Genomic DNA, 15,812 nt, shown 5'->3' on the forward strand with positions numbered 1-15,812 from the left:
CACCGACCGTGGCCGGCCGGTGGGCCGGGGTGCCTAGAGCGCCGTCCCGGTCCGGAACGTCCAGGTCCGGGTGACCAGCGGGTTGCCGGCCGCGTCGCGCACCGCCCCGGTGCCGCCGGTCACGGTGACCCGGTAGTCGGTGCCGGCGGCGAGGCTGGCCGCCGGGTCGAGCGTGAGCACCCGGGTCGTGGGGTTGAAGGTCACCGACGCGGCGACCACCGCCCCGGTGGCGGCGTTGGTCAGCCGGACGCTCGTCGTGGAGACCCCGGTGACGGTCTCGCTGAACGTCGCCGTCACGTTCGCGTTGCGGCGGACGCCGGTGGCCGCCGCGCTCGGTGAGGTCGCCGTGATGACCGGGGCCGGACCGGTGACGAAGGTCCAGGTCGTCGTGGCGATCGTGTTGCCCGCGGCGTCACGGACCCCGGAGACGGCGACGGTGTACGTCCGGTCACCGAGGAGCGTCGCCCCGGGGTCCAGCGTGGCGACCCGGCTCGTCGGGCTGTAGCTGACGACGGCCGGCACCGCCGTCGTCCCCTGCCGCAGGGTGTAGGTGGTGGCGCTGAGCCCGTTGACGGCCTCGCTGAACGTCACCGCCAGGTTGGCGGTCTGGCTGACCGCCGTCGCCCCGCTGGCCGGCGTGCGCGCCGTCAGGGTGGGCAGCACGAACTCGGTCCGGGGGGTGGTGGTCGCCGAGCGGGCCGACGCCGCTCCGGTGCCGACCGCGTTGACCGCCCGGACGTCGAACGTGTACGCCGTCTGGTTGGTCAGGCCGGTCACGAGGACCGAGGACGCGCTCCCGGCGACGGTCTGGGTCCGGACGAGGGTGGTCCCCGCGTAGGTCCGGACGCTGTAGCCGGTGATGGGCGAGCCGCCCGTCGTGGCCGGGGCCGTCCAGCGCACGGTGGCCGACGCGTTGGCGGCGGTGGGGGCGCCGATGGTCGGGGCTCCCGGCGCCGTCGCCGGAGCGGTCGGGGTGACCGCGGTGGAACGGGCCGACGCTGCTCCGGTGCCGGCGGCGTTGACCGCCCGGACGTCGAAGGTGTACGCCGTCCCGTTGGTCAGGGCCGTCACGGCCACCGACGCGACGTCGCCGGTCACCGCCTGGGTCTTCACCAGGGTGGTCCCCGCGTAGGCGCGGACGCTGTAGCCCGTGATGGGCGAGCCGCCCGTCGAGGCCGGGGCCGTCCAGCGCACGGTGGCCGACGCGTTGCCGGCAGTCGGGGCGCCGATGGTCGGTGCTCCGGGCGCCGTGGCGGGGGCGGTGGGGGTGACCGCCGTCGACCGCGCGGACGCCGCTCCGGTGCCCGCGGCGTTGGTGGCGGCCACCTCGAAGGTGTACGCGGTCCCGTTGGTCAGGCCGGACACGGAGACCGTGGTCGCGGTCCCCGTCACGGCCTGGGTCACGGCCAGGGTCGTCCCCGCGAAGGCGCGGACGGTGTAGCCGGTGATGGGCGAGCCGCCCGTCCCGGCCGGGGCCGTCCAGCGCACTGTGGCCGACGCGTTGCCGGCGGTCGGGGCGCCGATGGTCGGTGCTCCGGGCGCCGTGGCGGGGGCGGTGGGGGTGACCGCCGTCGACCGCGCGGACGCCGCTCCGGTGCCCGCCGCGTTGGTGGCGCTCACCTCGAAGGTGTACGCCGTCCCGTTGGTCAGGCCGGTCACCACGAGCGACGTGGCGTCGCCGGCGGCCGTCCCGGTCCGCACCAGCGTGGTCCCGGCGTAGACGTCGACGCTGTAGGCGGTGATCGCCGAGCCGCCGGTGGAGGCGGGCGCCGTCCACGTCACCGTGGCCGACGCGTTCCCGGCCACGGGTGCGCCGATCGTCGGAGCTCCCGGGGCCGCCGCCGGCGCCGTCGGAGTGGCGGGCTCGGAGCGAGCCGAGAACGCTCCCGTGCCGGCGGAGTTCGTCGCAGCCACGTCGAAGGTGTAGGTCGTCCCGTTGGTCAGGCCGGTCACGTCGACGGTGCGCGAGTTCCCGAGCACGACCTGGCTGCGGACCTGGACGTCCCCGTCGAAGACGCGGACCTGGTAGCTGTCGATCCTCGCGCCACCGGTGACGACCGGAGGAGCCCACCGGACCGTGACCGAGGCGTCCCGCGGGGTGGGGACCTCGATGGTGGGGGCGTCCGGCGGGACGACGGTCGCCGGCGCCTTCGGGGTGATCGGGGACGAGAGGGGGGAGTAGGGGCTCGTGCCCTCGGCGTTGGTCGCGGAGACCTGGAACCGGTAGGCGGTCCCGTTGGTCAGGCCCGTCACGACCAGGCTGTTCGCGTCGGCCGGGGCGGGCCGCAGCTCGCCGACCTGGGCGCCGGCCTCGTCGACGACCTTGACCGTGAAGCCCGTCACCGTCCCGGGCGGCGGCAGGAAGTTGACCGTGGCCTGGCCGTTGCCGCCGGTGACGAAGTCGAGCACCGGGGCGACCGGCGGCGCCGTGTCGGAGAAGACGAGGCGCTCGATGTTGCGGAGGGTGTCGGTCCCGTCCGCGACCCGCGCGCCGCCGCCGCCCGCGCCGCCGCCGCCGGCCGGTGGGTTGTGCACGACGGTGGTGACGGAGCCCGGCGACCCGAGGGTGCCGTCGCCGCCGGTCGTCGTCACCGTGTAGTTGGACTCGACGTCGCCGAACACCGCGGAGTCACGCTGGCCGGCGGTCTGGGCCGCCACCGGGGTGACGACCTCGCGGACGACGACGAGGTCGCCGGGGTCGACGACGCCCGCGGCGACGTCGGCGGCCAGGGTGCGCGAGCTCCCCGTCCGGTAGGGCTTCTCCATCAGGTCGGTGCTGCCGATCTCGGTGCCCGCGCCGTCGCGCACGCTGATCCGGACCCGCAGGGAGCGGTCGCCGTCGAGGACGTCGTCGCCCCCGCGGCCCTGGAGGGTGTCGCTGCCGAGGCCGCCGAGCAGGATGTTCCCGGCGCCCCAGACCGGACCGTCGAGGGGGCACTGGCCCGGGGCCGAGGCCGCCTCGACCGGCGCGAGCGGGGTGGTGGGCGCCGGGACGAGGTCCCCCAGCCCGGCCACCCGGTCGATGCCGGTCTGGTCGAGGACGTCACACCCGGTGAACCCGCCGCCCCCGACGGTGCTGGGGACCAGGTCGTCGCCGCGGATGACGTCGTCGAGGGCGGAGCCGGAGCTGGCCTCCACCTCCTGCCAGCGGTCGCGGTTGACCACGATCGGCAGCGGCGTCCCCGGCAGGACCCGGTTGATGTTCATGTCGTCGTCGGCACCCACGGTGTCGTACTGGTGGTTGACCCAGTCGAAGCCGGCGGCACCGGCGTAGCGGTCGACGGCGGCGTTCGCGGCCATGATGTCGTCCCCGCCCTCGGCGTCGTAGTCGTTCTCGCCGACCTGTCCGACGAACACGTCGTTGCCGGGCTGGGTCTGCGCGGGGTCGTCGAAGAACGGCGCCCCGTGGTCGCCGATCAGGAGGTCCTGACCGGACCCGCCCTGGATCCAGTCGTCGCCGCCGTCGCCGAAGGCGACGTCGGCGCCGTCGCCGGACTGCACGAAGTCGCTGTCGGGGCCCGCGAACGTCTCGTTGTCGTTCGCCCCGCCGTTGGTGAAGTCCTGGCCGTCGCCGGCCATCATGATGTCGTTGCCGATCCCGGTGTTGATGTAGTCGTCGCCGGGTCCGCCCTTGTGGACGTCGGCGCCGCTCGCGTCGGTGATCCGGTCGTCGCCCTCCCCGCCCAGCGCCACGTCGTCGCCGCCGGCGCCCTCGATCACGTCGTCGCCCTTGGCACCCCAGAAGGTGTCGTTGTCGTTGCCGCCGGTGACCCGGTCGACGCCGTCGGTGCCGTTGTAGACCGCCTGGCCGTTGATGCCGGCCGGGTCGACCGTGTTCGTCTCGCGGTACTGGATGGTCCCGTCGGGCTTGCGCAGCAGCAGCTTCGACTCGTCGCAGTCGACGGTGGCCGGGTCGTCGGCCACGGTCGGGCCGGCGGTGGCGTACCCGGCGGCGGTACCGGCCAGGTTGGCCAGCTGGAACTTGCAGTCCGCGGTGGCGAAGACGTCCGCCTTGAGGGTGTCCGTGCCGTCGGTGTTGCGGATGATCATCTCGGAGAACGAGTTGCCCTCGAGCTGCGCCCGCAGGTTCATCCCGGGCGTCCGGGCCAGGTAGTAGAACCGGTCACCGTTCTGCAGGTCGGTCATCTGACCCTCGAACACGTAGTTGAACGTGCTGCCCAGCAGTCCGCCGAAGAGGTTGGTCTTCTCGGCGAGGCCGCCGATCCACAGGTCGACGTCCTCGAGCCCGGTCGCCTTGTCGGCCCAGGGGCCGGCGCTGTTCATGAAGTCGAGCGCGTCGGCGTCCGGGGAGACCCCGGGCCCCGGGTCCACCAGCGCCTGGGCCGCCTTGCGCCGGCCGGCGAGCGTGGTCTCGGCGGTGATGGTCGGGTAGGTGCCGTAGGCGGCGACGAAGTTGACCACCGACTCCGGGTGCTTCACGTTCTGGCCGAAGTCCGCCCAGCTCGTGTACGGGGTCATCTGGGCGTCGCCGGTGGCGTCGTGCACCTGGCGGCGGACCTCGTTCAGCGAGGGGATGCCGGCCTCCCGGGCGCGGGCGATGTTCGTCGCCGCCAGGTCCAGCGGGAGGCCCACCAGGTTGTTCCGCAGCGTGCCGGTCATGAACTCGTCGAGCTCGTTGCCGGTCTGGTTGCTCATGCCCATCACGATGCTGCCCGCCGCCGCGTCCGGCGTCAGGGTGCCCGCGCTGCCGCCGTCGGTGTAGGAGGGCGGGTTGAGGAAGCCGTCGAGCAGGCTGATGGAGTTGTCGGACCCGTTCGCGTTGGTGCGCGAGATGGTCTCGGTCAGCATCGAGTGGCCGAACCGGTAGACCGCGTGGGCGAACTCGGCGGCGACCGCCGGGTCGACGTCGGTGTGGTAGACGTGGAACGGCTGGAGGGCCGGCTGGACCTTGCGTCCGAACTCTTCGAACACCAGGTGCTGGTACTCCATCTCCGCCACGAACCGGGCGGCCTGGAACAGGCGCTCCCCGTTCCAGCCGCCCGCCCCGGTGGCCAGCTTCCACTCCTTCAGCGCGGCGACGCCCTTGGTCGTGACGTCCTTGGCGAGGGTGGACTTGAACTCCGCGACCAGCCGGTCGTGCTCGGAGTGGAACACCTGGTGGATCGCGGTGAGGCCGATGTTCTCGTTGACCCGGCCGTCACCCGCGCAGAAGTGCGCGTCGAGCATCTCGTCGTCGTAGGTGCCGGGCGCCTGGTGCGCGAAGTCCGCCGAGGCGGTGCCGTCCGCGTCCGGGGTCGGGGCCACGGGCGGGGTCGACGGGTTGTGGTCGGCGTCCTGCGGGCTCGGGTCGGCGTTGTGCGCGATGTCGGTCAGGAACGGGGTCTTGAACGAGAGCACGTCGGCCGGCACGGGGACGGGGTCGGCGGTGTCGCCCTCGACCATGCCGCCCGGGGTGACGTACATCGGCAGGCCGCGGGCGGGCCCGGGCAGGAACTTGCCGTACGGGTCGACGGCGAGCTGCGGCACGTTGAGCACGTCCTTGTCGCTCAGCCGCAGCCCGAGGAGCTCGGCGGACTGCTTCTTGACGTCGGCCCAGGTGGCCATGCCGCCGGAGCCGCCGAGGAGCGCGCCGGTGGAGACGGGCCTGCCCTCGCTGTTGTCGACGTACTCGCGGAGGAAGACCTGGTGCGAGGGGTGGGAGGTGTAGGTCTGGGACTGGTCGACGTAGGGGGAGTCGGTGTTGGCCGCCTCCTGCACGTCGTCCGCGGTGCCCAGCTTGCCGTCCGGTCCCGGCTGGTTCTGGGCGCGGGTCAGCACCATGAACGCCTGGCTCGCCGGCACCTCGTCACCCGTCCCGGCCTTGCCGTCGGGCCCCACGGTGCGCAGCGGGTCGTCCGCCTTCAGCGGGATGAACACCGTGCCGCCACCCTTGACCGTCTGGTCGATGCCGTGGTCGAAGAACTGGCCGAAGAGGGTGAACATGGAGTTGTAGGGCGGCGAGAGGCCGACGTCGGTCGTCACGTTGGGGATGAACAGGGTGTCCCCGGTCGGCACGCAGTTCGCCGGCACCCCGTCGACCGGCGGGTCGGCCAGCGGGTCCGGGTCGGTGGTGCAGGGGAACTTCCCGGGCGCGTTCTGGGTGCGCACCGGGTAGCCCGCCGCCGCCACCGCTGCCGGGTTGGCCGACGTCTGGTCCACGACCAGGTTGCTGATGGCGCGCGGCTCGGCGTCGACGACGCTGCCCGACTTCTGGGCGTAGGAGGACGTGCCCGGGGCACCGAAGGGCGAGCGCTCGTCGGCGTTCTGGAACGTCGGCCGGGTGAGGCGGGGGAACAAGCGGTCCGCGGCGCCGTAGGACTCGCGGCCGCGGACCAGGTTGTTGCAGGAGCCGTCCACCGTGCGCAGGCCGTAGGACGTCAGCGCGTCCGGCACCTGGTTGGCGCCCGTACCCAGCAGAGCCCCGCACGGCCCGGTCGCCGAGGTCGTGCCCGCGACGTGCGCCTCCGCGATCTTGATCTGCTTGAGGATGTAGGCCAGGTCCGCGGTGGTGACGGTGAAGCCCTGGCCCACGGTGCGGGCGCTGGCCGTGGTGGCCGGACCGAAGGCGCTGAGCACCGTGGCCAGGACGACCGCGACGGTGGCCAGGGCGGCCGGTGTGGTGCGGCGCCGCCGACCTGACGTGGAGATGGGCAGGCGCGCAGAAGCGGATGACGACGACATGTGGATCCCCCCCGAGATCTTGCGAGGAACGCCCGCCGCAACCCCCCGCGGGCCAGGCGTCCTGGACGACCCTGACGCTAGGGGAGACCGGGCGCCGCCGGGAGCTTTCGGGTCACCCACAAACAGGGGGGTCACCGACGCAGGGGTCCCTCGGCGGCCCCCGGACCCGGTGGTGCCGGCCGCGCGGTGGGGCGGGGCGGGTGCGCGGGATCCCGGCGTCAGGGTCCGGTCGGCCCCACGGGAGGGCCGGGCTGCTCGGGCGGAGGTGGCCCGTGCTGGGTCGTGCACCAGGCACGGTAGGCGTCCACCGCCGTCGGCAAGGTCATGAAGATCCTGTCCGTCCCCACGGCGTCCACGAAGCCGGTGCCCTCCAGCACCTCGCGCACCTCGTGCTTGACCCGCGCCATCGCGAAGACGACGCCCCGGTCGGCCAGCGTCTGGCGGAGCTCGTCCAGGGCGTCGGCCGCGGTGAGGTCCAGCTCGACGTTGGCCTCGGCGTTGAGGAGGAACCACGCGACCGGGGTCGCGGCGCTGTCCACGGCGGCCAGGGCGCGGCGGCGGAAGTTGTCGGCGTTGGCGAAGAACAGCGGGGAGTCGTAGCGGTAGACCACCAGACCGGGCACCTGCCGGCTCGCGGGGTAGTCGTCGACGTCGTGCATGCCGGCGATCCCCGGGACGTAGCCGAGCACACCGTCGTGCGGTGCGGAGATCCGTCGCAGCAGGTCGAGGACGGAGAGACCGACCGCCACCAGGACGCCGTAGAGGACGTCGAAGGCCAGCACGGCGCCGGTGGTGGCCAGGGACAGCACCAGCTCGCTGCGCCGGAAGCGGCGGAGCCGGCGGAGCTCGGCGACGTCGACGAGCCGGGTGGCGGCGTAGACGATCACCGCTCCGAGGGCGGCGGTGGGGAACGCGGCGATGACCGGCCCCAGGAAGGTGACGGTGACGAGCACGGCGACCAGAGCCACCAGCGAGTAGAGCTGGGTGCGGCTGCCCATCGCGTCCCCCAGCACGGTGCGGCTGCCGCTGCTGCTCACCGGGAACCCGTGCGTCAGGGCGCTGGCGAGGTTGGCCGCGCCCAGGGCGAGGAACTCCTGGTCGCTGTCGATCGTCTCGTGCCGCCGGGCCGCGAAGGCGCGGGCGGTGACGACGTTGTCGGAGTAGGCCACCACGGTGAGACTGAGCGCGGCCAGCAGCACCGGACCCACCGGGAGCCCGCCCAGCGCGGGCAGCGCGGGGACCGGGACGCCGCGCGGTACCGACCCGATGACCACCACGCCGCGCTCCTGGAGGTCGAGCGCCCGGACGGCCAGGGCGGCCAGCAGCATGGCGATCAGCGGTCCCGGGAGGCCGGGCACCCGCCACTGCAGGAGGAGGAGCAGGCCGAGCACCGCGGCGGCCAGCAGCGTGGTCGGCAGCTGCAGCTGGTCCCACCGCGATACGAAGGAGTCCAGCTGGGCGAGGACCGACGTGCCGTCGACGTCGATCCCCGTCACCTTGCCCAGCTGGCTGATCACCATCAGCACGGCGATCCCCGCCATGTAGCCCACCAGCACCGGCCGGGACAGCAGGTTGGCCACGAAACCCAGCCGGCAGACCCAGAACACCAGGCACAGCCCGCCCACGGCCAGCGCGAGGGCCGCGGCCACCTCGGCGTAGGGCTGCCGGGTCTGGGTGACCAGCGCTCCGACGGCCACGGCCGTCATCAGGGCGGTGCTCGACTCCGGACCCACCGAGAGCTGGCGTGACGAGCCGAGCACGGCGTACACGGCGAGGGGGCCGAGGACGGCCCACAGGCCGACCACCGCCGGCAGCCCGGCGACCACCGCGTAGGCCATCACCTGCGGGACGAGGTAGGCGGCGACCGTCACGCCGGCGAGCAGGTCGCCGCGCAGCCAGCTGCGCTCGTAGTGCCCGAGCTGCCACAGCCCGGGCGTCAGGCGCTGCAGCCGGGAGCGGGGAGGGGGAGCGCGGCCGGCCATCCGCCGACCGTACCGAAACGGCGGCAGCAGCAGCACCCGGCGTGGGTGGCCCGCGACCCCGACCACCAGCAGGGCCAGGCCCAGGTGGTAGGACATCCGCTCCCCGAAGGCCCAGGCGGACGGCAGGACGTGGACGCCGCCGACGCCGGCGATCAGCGCCGCCCGCAGGCCGGCCCGGCCGGGAGGTGTTGGACCCGGCCCCTCAGCTGTCCCGGCGCCGGCGGGCTCGACGCACCGTCTCGTCGATGATCTGCTGCGCCACGTCGACGAGCTTGCGCTCCTCGTGCCGGCTGATGGCGCGCAGCCGCTCCAGGGCGTCGTGCTCGGTGTCCCCGGAGCGGCTCATCAGCATCCCGACTGCTCGGTCGACGATGCCGCGGGTCCGCTGCGAGGCCTCGAGGTGCTCGGCGAGCCGGAGCGCCTGCGCCAGGATCGCCGCGTTCTGCACGGCGATCGCGGCTGGTCCGGCGAACGCCTCGCCCAGGACCGCCGCGTGGTCGTCGAAGGCGTGCTTGGCGTGGGCGTAGACGTTCATCGCGCCGACGACGCCGTCGGAGGTGATCAGGGGCAGTGACACCGCGCTGTGCACGCCGAGACGGGCGACCTTGGAGCCGAAGCGGGGCCAGCGTCGGTCGCTGCCGAGCGATCCTGACAGGACGGTGCGGCCGTCGGCGGCGGCACTGACGCACGGCCCCTGCATGAGGGTGTACTGGATGTCGTCGACCTGCCGGACGAAGTCGGCGGTCACGACGACGGTGTTCGGCCGGCCCAGCTGGATGAGGGTCAGCCCCGCTCCCTCGGCGGCGGGGATGGCCCGGACCGCGAACTGGGCGACCCGGGTGAGCAGCTGCTCCAGGTCGAGCTCGCGGCTGGCCAGCGTCCCGAGCGCGGCGACGCTGCGCCGCAGGTCGTCCTCCTGGGTGGACTGCTCCTGCGACGACGGTGACTTGTCGTCGGTGACGGCCTCCGGCCCGGCACCCAGCTCGGCGGCTGAGGCGCTGCCGTCGGGCTCCATGTCGTCCGCCTTCCCGTGGTGGCGAGACGACCGAGCGCGAGACGGGAGCCTGCCTCCTCCTCCGAGTGTGGCAGACCGGGCCCGGGCGCGTGCCCGGGTCTGGTCACCGTCGCTCAGGCCGGGTCGTGGTCCCAGACGAGGACGGTGTAGCAGGTGGTGATCAGCGCGTGCTCGATCTCGGCCGTGCTGGTCGCGACCGCCGTCGTCCCGTCCTGGTGGTACCAGCGCTCGGTGAAGGCGACCCGGTCGCCGCCGTCCACGAGGTCGGTGACCCGCAGCCCGAGGCGGCGGCTGCGGGTGTGCAGCAGCCAGGCGCGGATCGCCGGTCGGCCGTGGAGCTGCTGGGGTGCGGAGGGCGGGTTGTCGGGATCGACGACGAGCACCTCCGCCGCAGGTGCGTAGCACGACGCCTGGTGGTCGACGTCGCCCTCCTCGACGGCTCGGGTGAGGTCGAGCAGCGAGAACCCGGGGACCCTGGGCTCCGGCAGCTGGCTCCAGCCGCGGGTCTGCGGGTCGCGGGGGAACCGACGGGTCCAGGACCTCGCGCGGCTCGCGGCCACGGGTGCGTCTGTGGTCATGTGATCGCCTGCCTCTGCTGTGCGGTGACGGATGGGCGCGGCGGACCGGGGTGCCGTGGCGACGTTGCCACGGCACCCGCAGCCGCCCCCCCGTTCCCCCGACGAGGTCGAGGACGCCGGCGTCGGACGGCCGGCGAGGCGGGGAAGGGGTCACGCGGGACGGCGCAGCGGGATCCGCGGTGCGCCGTCGATCTGATGCCGGGATGGGCAGGGGGTCAGTGCACTGCTGGGTGAGGATCGGATTCCGGATGTGGGGAGAGATCTCTCCCGATGACCGCGGCGTACTTCTGCGGCGATGTCATCTCCCGAGCCAACTGTGTGACAGCACTCATGAGTAGAGGCTGATCCGACACCCCTGTCAACGGGGGCACAAACCATTGTCGCCCGACAGGACGGGGCCACTGCGCGGTGGCGAGCCCGCTGCCGCCCCCGGCGACCTGGGGATCCGGTGCGCGCCCCAGCCGGCTGCCGAGCTCGCCGGACCTGCTGACGCGCGCACCCGGTCGCGTCCTGGCAGCCTGGGTCCACCAGCGCCGGCCGGAACGGAAAGGGGCTGCCTGCCGTTTCGCCCTCCCGCGTGGTGGGTATCACGATTGCCTCTGCGGGCATTCGGGATTATCGTTGCTGCACGGCTTGGTCGCCGAGCAACTCCACAACCCAGATAAATTTGATCGCGGCAGTTCGCGTTCCGTCATCAGCACAACTGCCGCCTCATAGGTCGTCGGGCCAGCATCACGTGCACGACTTCCCGCGTTCATGAACCCGAAACCAGGGCGCGCGGGAAAGACACGTTGATCACCTCCCACGTCATCTCCACCGGCAGTTCCCCATTGCTTCAGAAGGCAGGCAAGGGTCACATGATGCTTTTCCACGCGCACCTCCACCTCTGCTCCGGTGCTCCGCACCGAGACGGCCGCACCCGCCTGTGCGAGGGGCGCCCGCGGGACTAGCCCGCGGCCTCCGCCGGTCGGCGGACCCGCCGGCACCAGCGGTCGGTCGCCCCGAGGGCTGGACCCGGCCCGGCTCTGTCCCTGCGCCGACGCCCCCTCGCGGGATCCTCCCGACCTGGTCCGGGGACTGCTCTCCCGTCACCCCAGGGTCGGCGTCAACCGCCTGCAGTCGCCTGGGCGCCCCGGCCCTGCTCACCTCGCGCGCCCGTGGCGCGCGGGCCCCTTGCTCGAGGACGAGGAAAGGCAGAACGACACCGACATGAGCACCCAGACGAGCTTCGACGTGACCGGGCTCAGCCGCGCCATCCGACGACGTGACTGCCGCTACCACCTGGCGCTGTACGCCGCCGACGCCGAGGTGGAGATCTTCGACCGCGCCCAACCCGGGACGCCGCTCCGGGTGCTGCGCGGCCGGCCGGCCATCGGCGACTGGCTCCAGGGGATGTCCTCGGCCGCGGTGCACTACGACGTGCGGGACGCGGTCGTCCAGCGGGACCGGGTCAGCTACACCGAGGAGTGCCGCTACGGCGACGGCAGCAGCGTGGCGTTCGACTGCGACGCCGAGGTGCGTCGCGGTCAGATCGTCCACGCTGCCGTGACCCTGGCCCGCGTCCCCCCGCACGAGGCGGTCCCGCCGGCTGCGCAGCGGACCGCGCCACGGGCGCCGGAGCGCCCGGCGCGCCGGAGCCTGCGTCCACCGACGCCCTCGCGCCCCGAGATGAGCCGGGACCTGCCCGGCAACTTCCTCGGATGATCTCGTGCCCCGGTGGGAGGGCCGGACCGTGACGATCGACCGTCAACCTCAGCTCAGCGCCCTGCAGTTGGCCAAGTCCCTCCACCCCTCCGCCGCCGGCCGGTCCCGGCAGGACGCGCAGGACGAGGCCGGCTCGAGCGGTCACGCTCCCGCCGGGTCCGCCGGACCTGACCCCGGGGTGCTGGCGGTCCTGTGGGGTGAGGACGTCTGCCGGGCGCGGCTCCGGTCGGCCGGCCAGGGGTGGCTGTCCGGACCCTCCCTCCCGGGGCGGCTCCCGGTGGTGGTCGCCTCGCTGGAAGGCGATGCCCTCGTGCTCGTCGGGCGCGTCGCGCCGGACGGCGGCGGGACCGGCCTGCGCAGCACCGCCCAGCTCGAGGTCGGGGGGGTCTCGGCAGGGCGGCGCTGGGTCGTGCGCTCCAGCGGTCTCCTGCAGCGGGCGCTCCCCGACCGGCCGCGTCGCCCGGCGGGGCACGGCGAAGGCTCTGCGTCCAGGGACGCCCACCCGTCCGAGACGGCGCGGCTGACGGTCCTCGTGTTCACCATCCGCAGCGTCCGCGGCTTCGCGACCGCACGACGGCCGGCGCCCGCGCGATCTCCCGGGGCCAGGTCCGACGGGCCGGCGGAGGAGGGCCGGTAGCCGGGTCTCCCGGCACCGCAGGGCGCGGCCGACGGGCGAGCCGGGCGAGGAGGGCGGCGCCGCGGCGTTCTTCTGCACCGCGACGCCTCAGGCAGCGAGCACCTCCATGGCGATGTCGCGCTGTAGCGGAGGGAGGTACCCGCGGCGGGCCTCCCCAACCAGGCGTCACCGCGCCACGAGCCGACGGGGTCGACGGGGTCGACGGCCGGGCGGGTCACGCGGGTCCGTCGGCGCTCAGCCCAACCCCCAGAACATCCCACGGACGGTGGGGTCGGTGCCCGAGCCGCGTTTCGTCGCCCCGCAGCGGTGGCAGCGCCACCAGGTCATCTGGGTCTCCCGGTCGTAGCTGGAGTGCCAGTCGTGGCGCCGCAGCAGACAGCGCATCCGTCCCACCGCAACCTCCACCCCGTGAGCGGCCCTGCTCCACCCCAGCCTGGCACCGCCGGGGTGGACCGACAACCACCCCGCGGGGGACCCTCAGAGCCAGTCGGCCAGCTGCACCGGCTGCCGGGTCCGGGCCGACTCGACGGAGGCGTAGGTCGTCGCCAGGCTGCCGAGGTTGTTGCGGCCGGAGATGCTCGGCTCCCGCCCCTCCTGGATGGCCGTGACGAACTCGGTCAGGCTGCCGGCCCGGTCGACCCGCGCCACCGTCGGCAGGGCCAGCGTCGCGACCTCCCCGCCCTGCCGCACCCGGACCTCGTCGGAGCGCCAGCCCTCGGGCCCGTCGCCGCGGCTGGTCCACCAGACCTCGGCATCGGCGAAGTCCATCCGCCACTCGCCGGCCCAGGTGGTGCGCAGCCCGCTGCTGACCCAGCTGGCGCGGTAGCTCGTCACCAGGTCGGGTCCGGACTCCACCAGCCCGGCTCCCTCCGACGGGCCGGAGAACAACGACCACGACGGGTCCCAGGTGCGGAGGTCCACGGTGGTCACCTCGCGCCCCAGCACCGTCCGGATCAGGTCGAAGTGGTGGATCGACATGTCCACCAGCAGCGGCTCGTCGAGGGCGTGGTGCGGCCCGGCCACCCCGTCGGCCCCGGAGAGCTGCCGGAAGTCCAGAACGACCGCGTGCAGGTCGCCGTAGGTCTGCTCGGCCACGATCTGCTGCACCGCCTGGACCGCGGGGAAGAAGCGGTAGTTCTGGCTGACGGCCACCGTCAGACCCTGGGCGTCCGCGAGCGCGACCAGCTCCTTCGCCTCCGCCACGCTGGGTGCGAAGGGCTTCTCGATCAGCACGTGCCGGCCCGACTCGAGGGCCGCCCGGGCCGCCGGCACGTGGCCGACCAGGCTGGCGGTGACCAGCACGGCCTCGGGGTCGGTGGCCTCGAGGGCCGCCTCGACGCTCGGGTAGCAGCGGTCGGCGGTCGTCAGGCCGGCGGCGATGGCCTGCTCCCGCGACCCGGCGAAGACGTCGGCCGTCCCGACGACCTCCACCTCCGGGACCTGCGGGATGACGTTCTTGGCCCAGTCCCGGCCGAAGCCGCCGAGACCTACCTGGACGATGCGCATGCCGATCTACCTCTCCACGTGTGGTGTGCCGCCAGCACGCTATCTCCGGCCCGGGAGCTCCCTGCTGGCGGCACCTCGGTGGCAGAGTGTCGGTCCTGGGCGGCACCCGTGGGACGGGGCCCTCGGTCGTCGTGAGGAGGACGGGTGCCGGACGTCGCGCTCCTCGAGGTCCCCGTGCGCGGATCGACGATGGCCTACCGCGAGGCGGGCGCCGGACGTCCCGTCCTCCTGCTCCACGGCAACCCGACCTCGTCGTTCCTGTGGCGGCACGTCCTGCGGCGGGCCGCGGCCGGCGAGCCGGGTGCCGGCCGGTGGATCGCGCCGGACCTGATCGGCATGGGCTCCTCCGGCAAGCCCGACCTCGCGTACACGTTCGCCGACCACGCCCTCTTCGTCGACGGCTTCATCGAGGCGCTGGGTCTGACCGACCTCGTCCTGGTGGGCCACGACTGGGGCGTCGCCCTCGCCGTCGACCGTGCTCGGCGGCACCCCGTCGTCCGAGGGCTGGCGCTGATGGAGGGCCACCTGCGCCCGCTCCCGGGCTGGGAGGCGTTCGACGAGGGCGGCCGGCAGCTCTTCCAGCAGCTGAGGGCGCCGGGCACCGGGGAGCGGATGGTGCTGCAGGAGAACTTCTTCCTCGACACGCTGCTCCTGGCCGCCCTCCTGCGCCCCCTCGGCCCGGACGAGCTGGCGGTCTACCGCGCGCCCTACCCGGACCCGGCAGCCCGGCGCCCGCTGCTGCAGTGGGCGCGCGCGATCCCGGTCGCCGGCGAGCCCGACGACGTGACCCGTCGGCTGACCGCGGGAGCCCAGCACCTGGCGACCACGTCGGTCCCGACTCTGCTCCTCCACGGCGACCCCGGGGTCCTCGTCACCGCGGACACGGTGACCTGGTGGCGCCGGCACGTGCCCGCGCTCACGGTCGCCGACGTCGGCGGGCCCGCCGGTCACTTCCTCCCCGAGGACCGACCCGAGGCCGTCGCCGACGCCCTGCTGGCCTGGGTGCAGGACCTCGCGTGAACGGCCCGCCCGCCCACCGGGCCGGGGCCGTCGTGGACGGCACGGGGGAGGACCGCGCGACCGTCCTGCGTGGGGTCGGCGCGGCGTACGACACCCGGTCGGCGGAGTACGTCGCCCTGTTCGGCCGCCTCGACCAGCACCCGGCCGCCGACCGCACCCTCGTGAGCCGTTGGCGTGACGCGACGCCCGGGCGCCTGCTGGACGCCGGCTGCGGCCCCGGGACGTGGGTGGAGCTGCTGGCCGCCGGTGATCGCCAGGTCGTCGGCGTCGACCTGTCGGCGGCGTTCCTCGCGGTCGGTCGACGCCGCCGGCCCGCCACGCCGTTCCTGCAGGGCTCGCTGACGGCGCTGCCGCTGGGGGCCGGGACGATCGGCGGCGTGCTGGCCTGGTACTCGGTCATCCACACGCCGCCGGACGCCCTGCCGACGCTGCTCGCCGAGCTCGGCCGGGTCCTCCGCCCGGCCGGCAGCCTCCTGCTGGGCTTCGTCGACGGCGAACCGGGGCAGAGCTTCCCGCACGCCGTCGTCACCGCGTACTCCTGGTCGGTCGACGCCCTCGTGCCGCTGCTGGCCGAGGCGGGCCTCGAGGTGGTCGAGCACCACCAGCGCCACGACCCCGGCCACCGGCCGGGTGGGGCGTTGGTCGCGCGCCGTCCCGCGTAGCCCGGGCAGCCGGGCGGCCCGGGCGCC

General features: G+C 74.0%; 10 protein-coding genes. 4 read left to right on the forward strand and 6 right to left on the reverse strand.

Annotated elements, in window-relative coordinates; translation table 11 throughout:
* Positions 1-33: 33 nt before the first annotated feature.
* The 4 genes from BLT72_RS08065 to BLT72_RS08080 all read right to left on the reverse strand — a co-directional run bounded on the left by BLT72_RS08065 (position 34) and on the right by BLT72_RS08080 (position 10,256).
* Positions 34-6,681 (reverse strand): fibronectin type III domain-containing protein, encoded by a 6,648-nt coding sequence (locus BLT72_RS08065; RefSeq protein ID WP_091411827.1) that lies wholly within the window; start codon positions 6,679-6,681, stop codon positions 34-36.
* Positions 6,682-6,899: 218 nt separating this feature from the next.
* Complete coding sequence (locus BLT72_RS08070) at positions 6,900-8,759, reverse strand: SulP family inorganic anion transporter (protein WP_231930435.1); 1,860 nt, start codon at positions 8,757-8,759, stop codon at positions 6,900-6,902.
* A 106-nt stretch (positions 8,760-8,865) separates the two neighbouring features.
* Entirely contained in the window at positions 8,866-9,678 is an 813-nt protein-coding gene (locus BLT72_RS08075) for a GAF and ANTAR domain-containing protein (RefSeq protein ID WP_091411830.1), read from the reverse strand.
* A 113-nt stretch (positions 9,679-9,791) separates the two neighbouring features.
* On the reverse strand, positions 9,792-10,256 hold the full coding sequence (locus BLT72_RS08080; RefSeq protein ID WP_091411832.1) for a nuclear transport factor 2 family protein: 465 nt from the start codon (positions 10,254-10,256) through the stop codon (positions 9,792-9,794).
* 1,209 nt (positions 10,257-11,465) lie between these two features.
* Here BLT72_RS08080 and BLT72_RS08085 point away from each other — a divergent pair.
* Together BLT72_RS08085 and BLT72_RS08090 are read left to right on the forward strand one after the other, a co-directional pair.
* The gene (locus BLT72_RS08085) at positions 11,466-11,960 is read left to right on the forward strand and encodes a hypothetical protein (RefSeq protein ID WP_091411836.1); all 495 of its coding nucleotides are present in this window, start codon (positions 11,466-11,468) and stop codon (positions 11,958-11,960) included.
* Between the two features lie 28 nt (positions 11,961-11,988).
* Positions 11,989-12,597 (forward strand): hypothetical protein, encoded by a 609-nt coding sequence (locus BLT72_RS08090; RefSeq protein WP_157720351.1) that lies wholly within the window; start codon positions 11,989-11,991, stop codon positions 12,595-12,597.
* 234 nt (positions 12,598-12,831) lie between these two features.
* Here BLT72_RS08090 and BLT72_RS22145 read toward each other — a convergent pair whose 3' ends face one another.
* Entirely contained in the window at positions 12,832-12,981 is a 150-nt protein-coding gene (locus BLT72_RS22145) for a hypothetical protein (RefSeq protein WP_157720352.1), read from the reverse strand.
* A 93-nt stretch (positions 12,982-13,074) separates the two neighbouring features.
* Positions 13,075-14,103: a Gfo/Idh/MocA family protein gene (locus BLT72_RS08095; RefSeq protein ID WP_091411841.1), complete on the reverse strand. Its 1,029-nt coding sequence runs from the start codon at positions 14,101-14,103 to the stop codon at positions 13,075-13,077.
* Positions 14,104-14,247: 144 nt separating this feature from the next.
* On the opposite strand from BLT72_RS08095, the gene BLT72_RS08100 reads away from it, so the two are divergent.
* The gene (locus tag BLT72_RS08100) at positions 14,248-15,123 is read left to right on the forward strand and encodes a haloalkane dehalogenase (protein WP_197677233.1); all 876 of its coding nucleotides are present in this window, start codon (positions 14,248-14,250) and stop codon (positions 15,121-15,123) included.
* A complete protein-coding gene (locus BLT72_RS08105; RefSeq protein WP_157720353.1) occupies positions 15,120-15,785 on the forward strand; it encodes a class I SAM-dependent methyltransferase in 666 nt (221 codons plus the stop codon). The genes BLT72_RS08100 and BLT72_RS08105 overlap by 4 nt, the downstream gene beginning before the upstream one ends.
* Positions 15,786-15,812: the final 27 nt, after the last annotated feature.

This window comes from Friedmanniella luteola (assembly GCF_900105065.1).
Classification (GTDB): Bacteria; Actinomycetota; Actinomycetes; order Propionibacteriales; family Propionibacteriaceae; genus Microlunatus; species Microlunatus luteolus.

Excerpts from the sequence above, each read along its gene's own strand:
- BLT72_RS08065 (WP_091411827.1), bottom strand. The coding sequence starts at position 6,681 with ATGTCGTCGTCATCCGCTTCTGCGCGCCTGCCCATCTCCACGTCAGGT.
- BLT72_RS08070 (WP_231930435.1), bottom strand. The coding sequence starts at position 8,759 with ATGTCCTACCACCTGGGCCTGGCCCTGCTGGTGGTCGGGGTCGCGGGC.
- BLT72_RS08075 (WP_091411830.1), bottom strand. The coding sequence starts at position 9,678 with ATGGAGCCCGACGGCAGCGCCTCAGCCGCCGAGCTGGGTGCCGGGCCG.
- BLT72_RS08080 (WP_091411832.1), bottom strand. The coding sequence starts at position 10,256 with ATGACCACAGACGCACCCGTGGCCGCGAGCCGCGCGAGGTCCTGGACC.
- BLT72_RS08085 (WP_091411836.1), top strand. The coding sequence starts at position 11,466 with ATGAGCACCCAGACGAGCTTCGACGTGACCGGGCTCAGCCGCGCCATC.
- BLT72_RS22145 (WP_157720352.1), bottom strand. The coding sequence starts at position 12,981 with ATGCGCTGTCTGCTGCGGCGCCACGACTGGCACTCCAGCTACGACCGG.
- BLT72_RS08095 (WP_091411841.1), bottom strand. The coding sequence starts at position 14,103 with ATGCGCATCGTCCAGGTAGGTCTCGGCGGCTTCGGCCGGGACTGGGCC.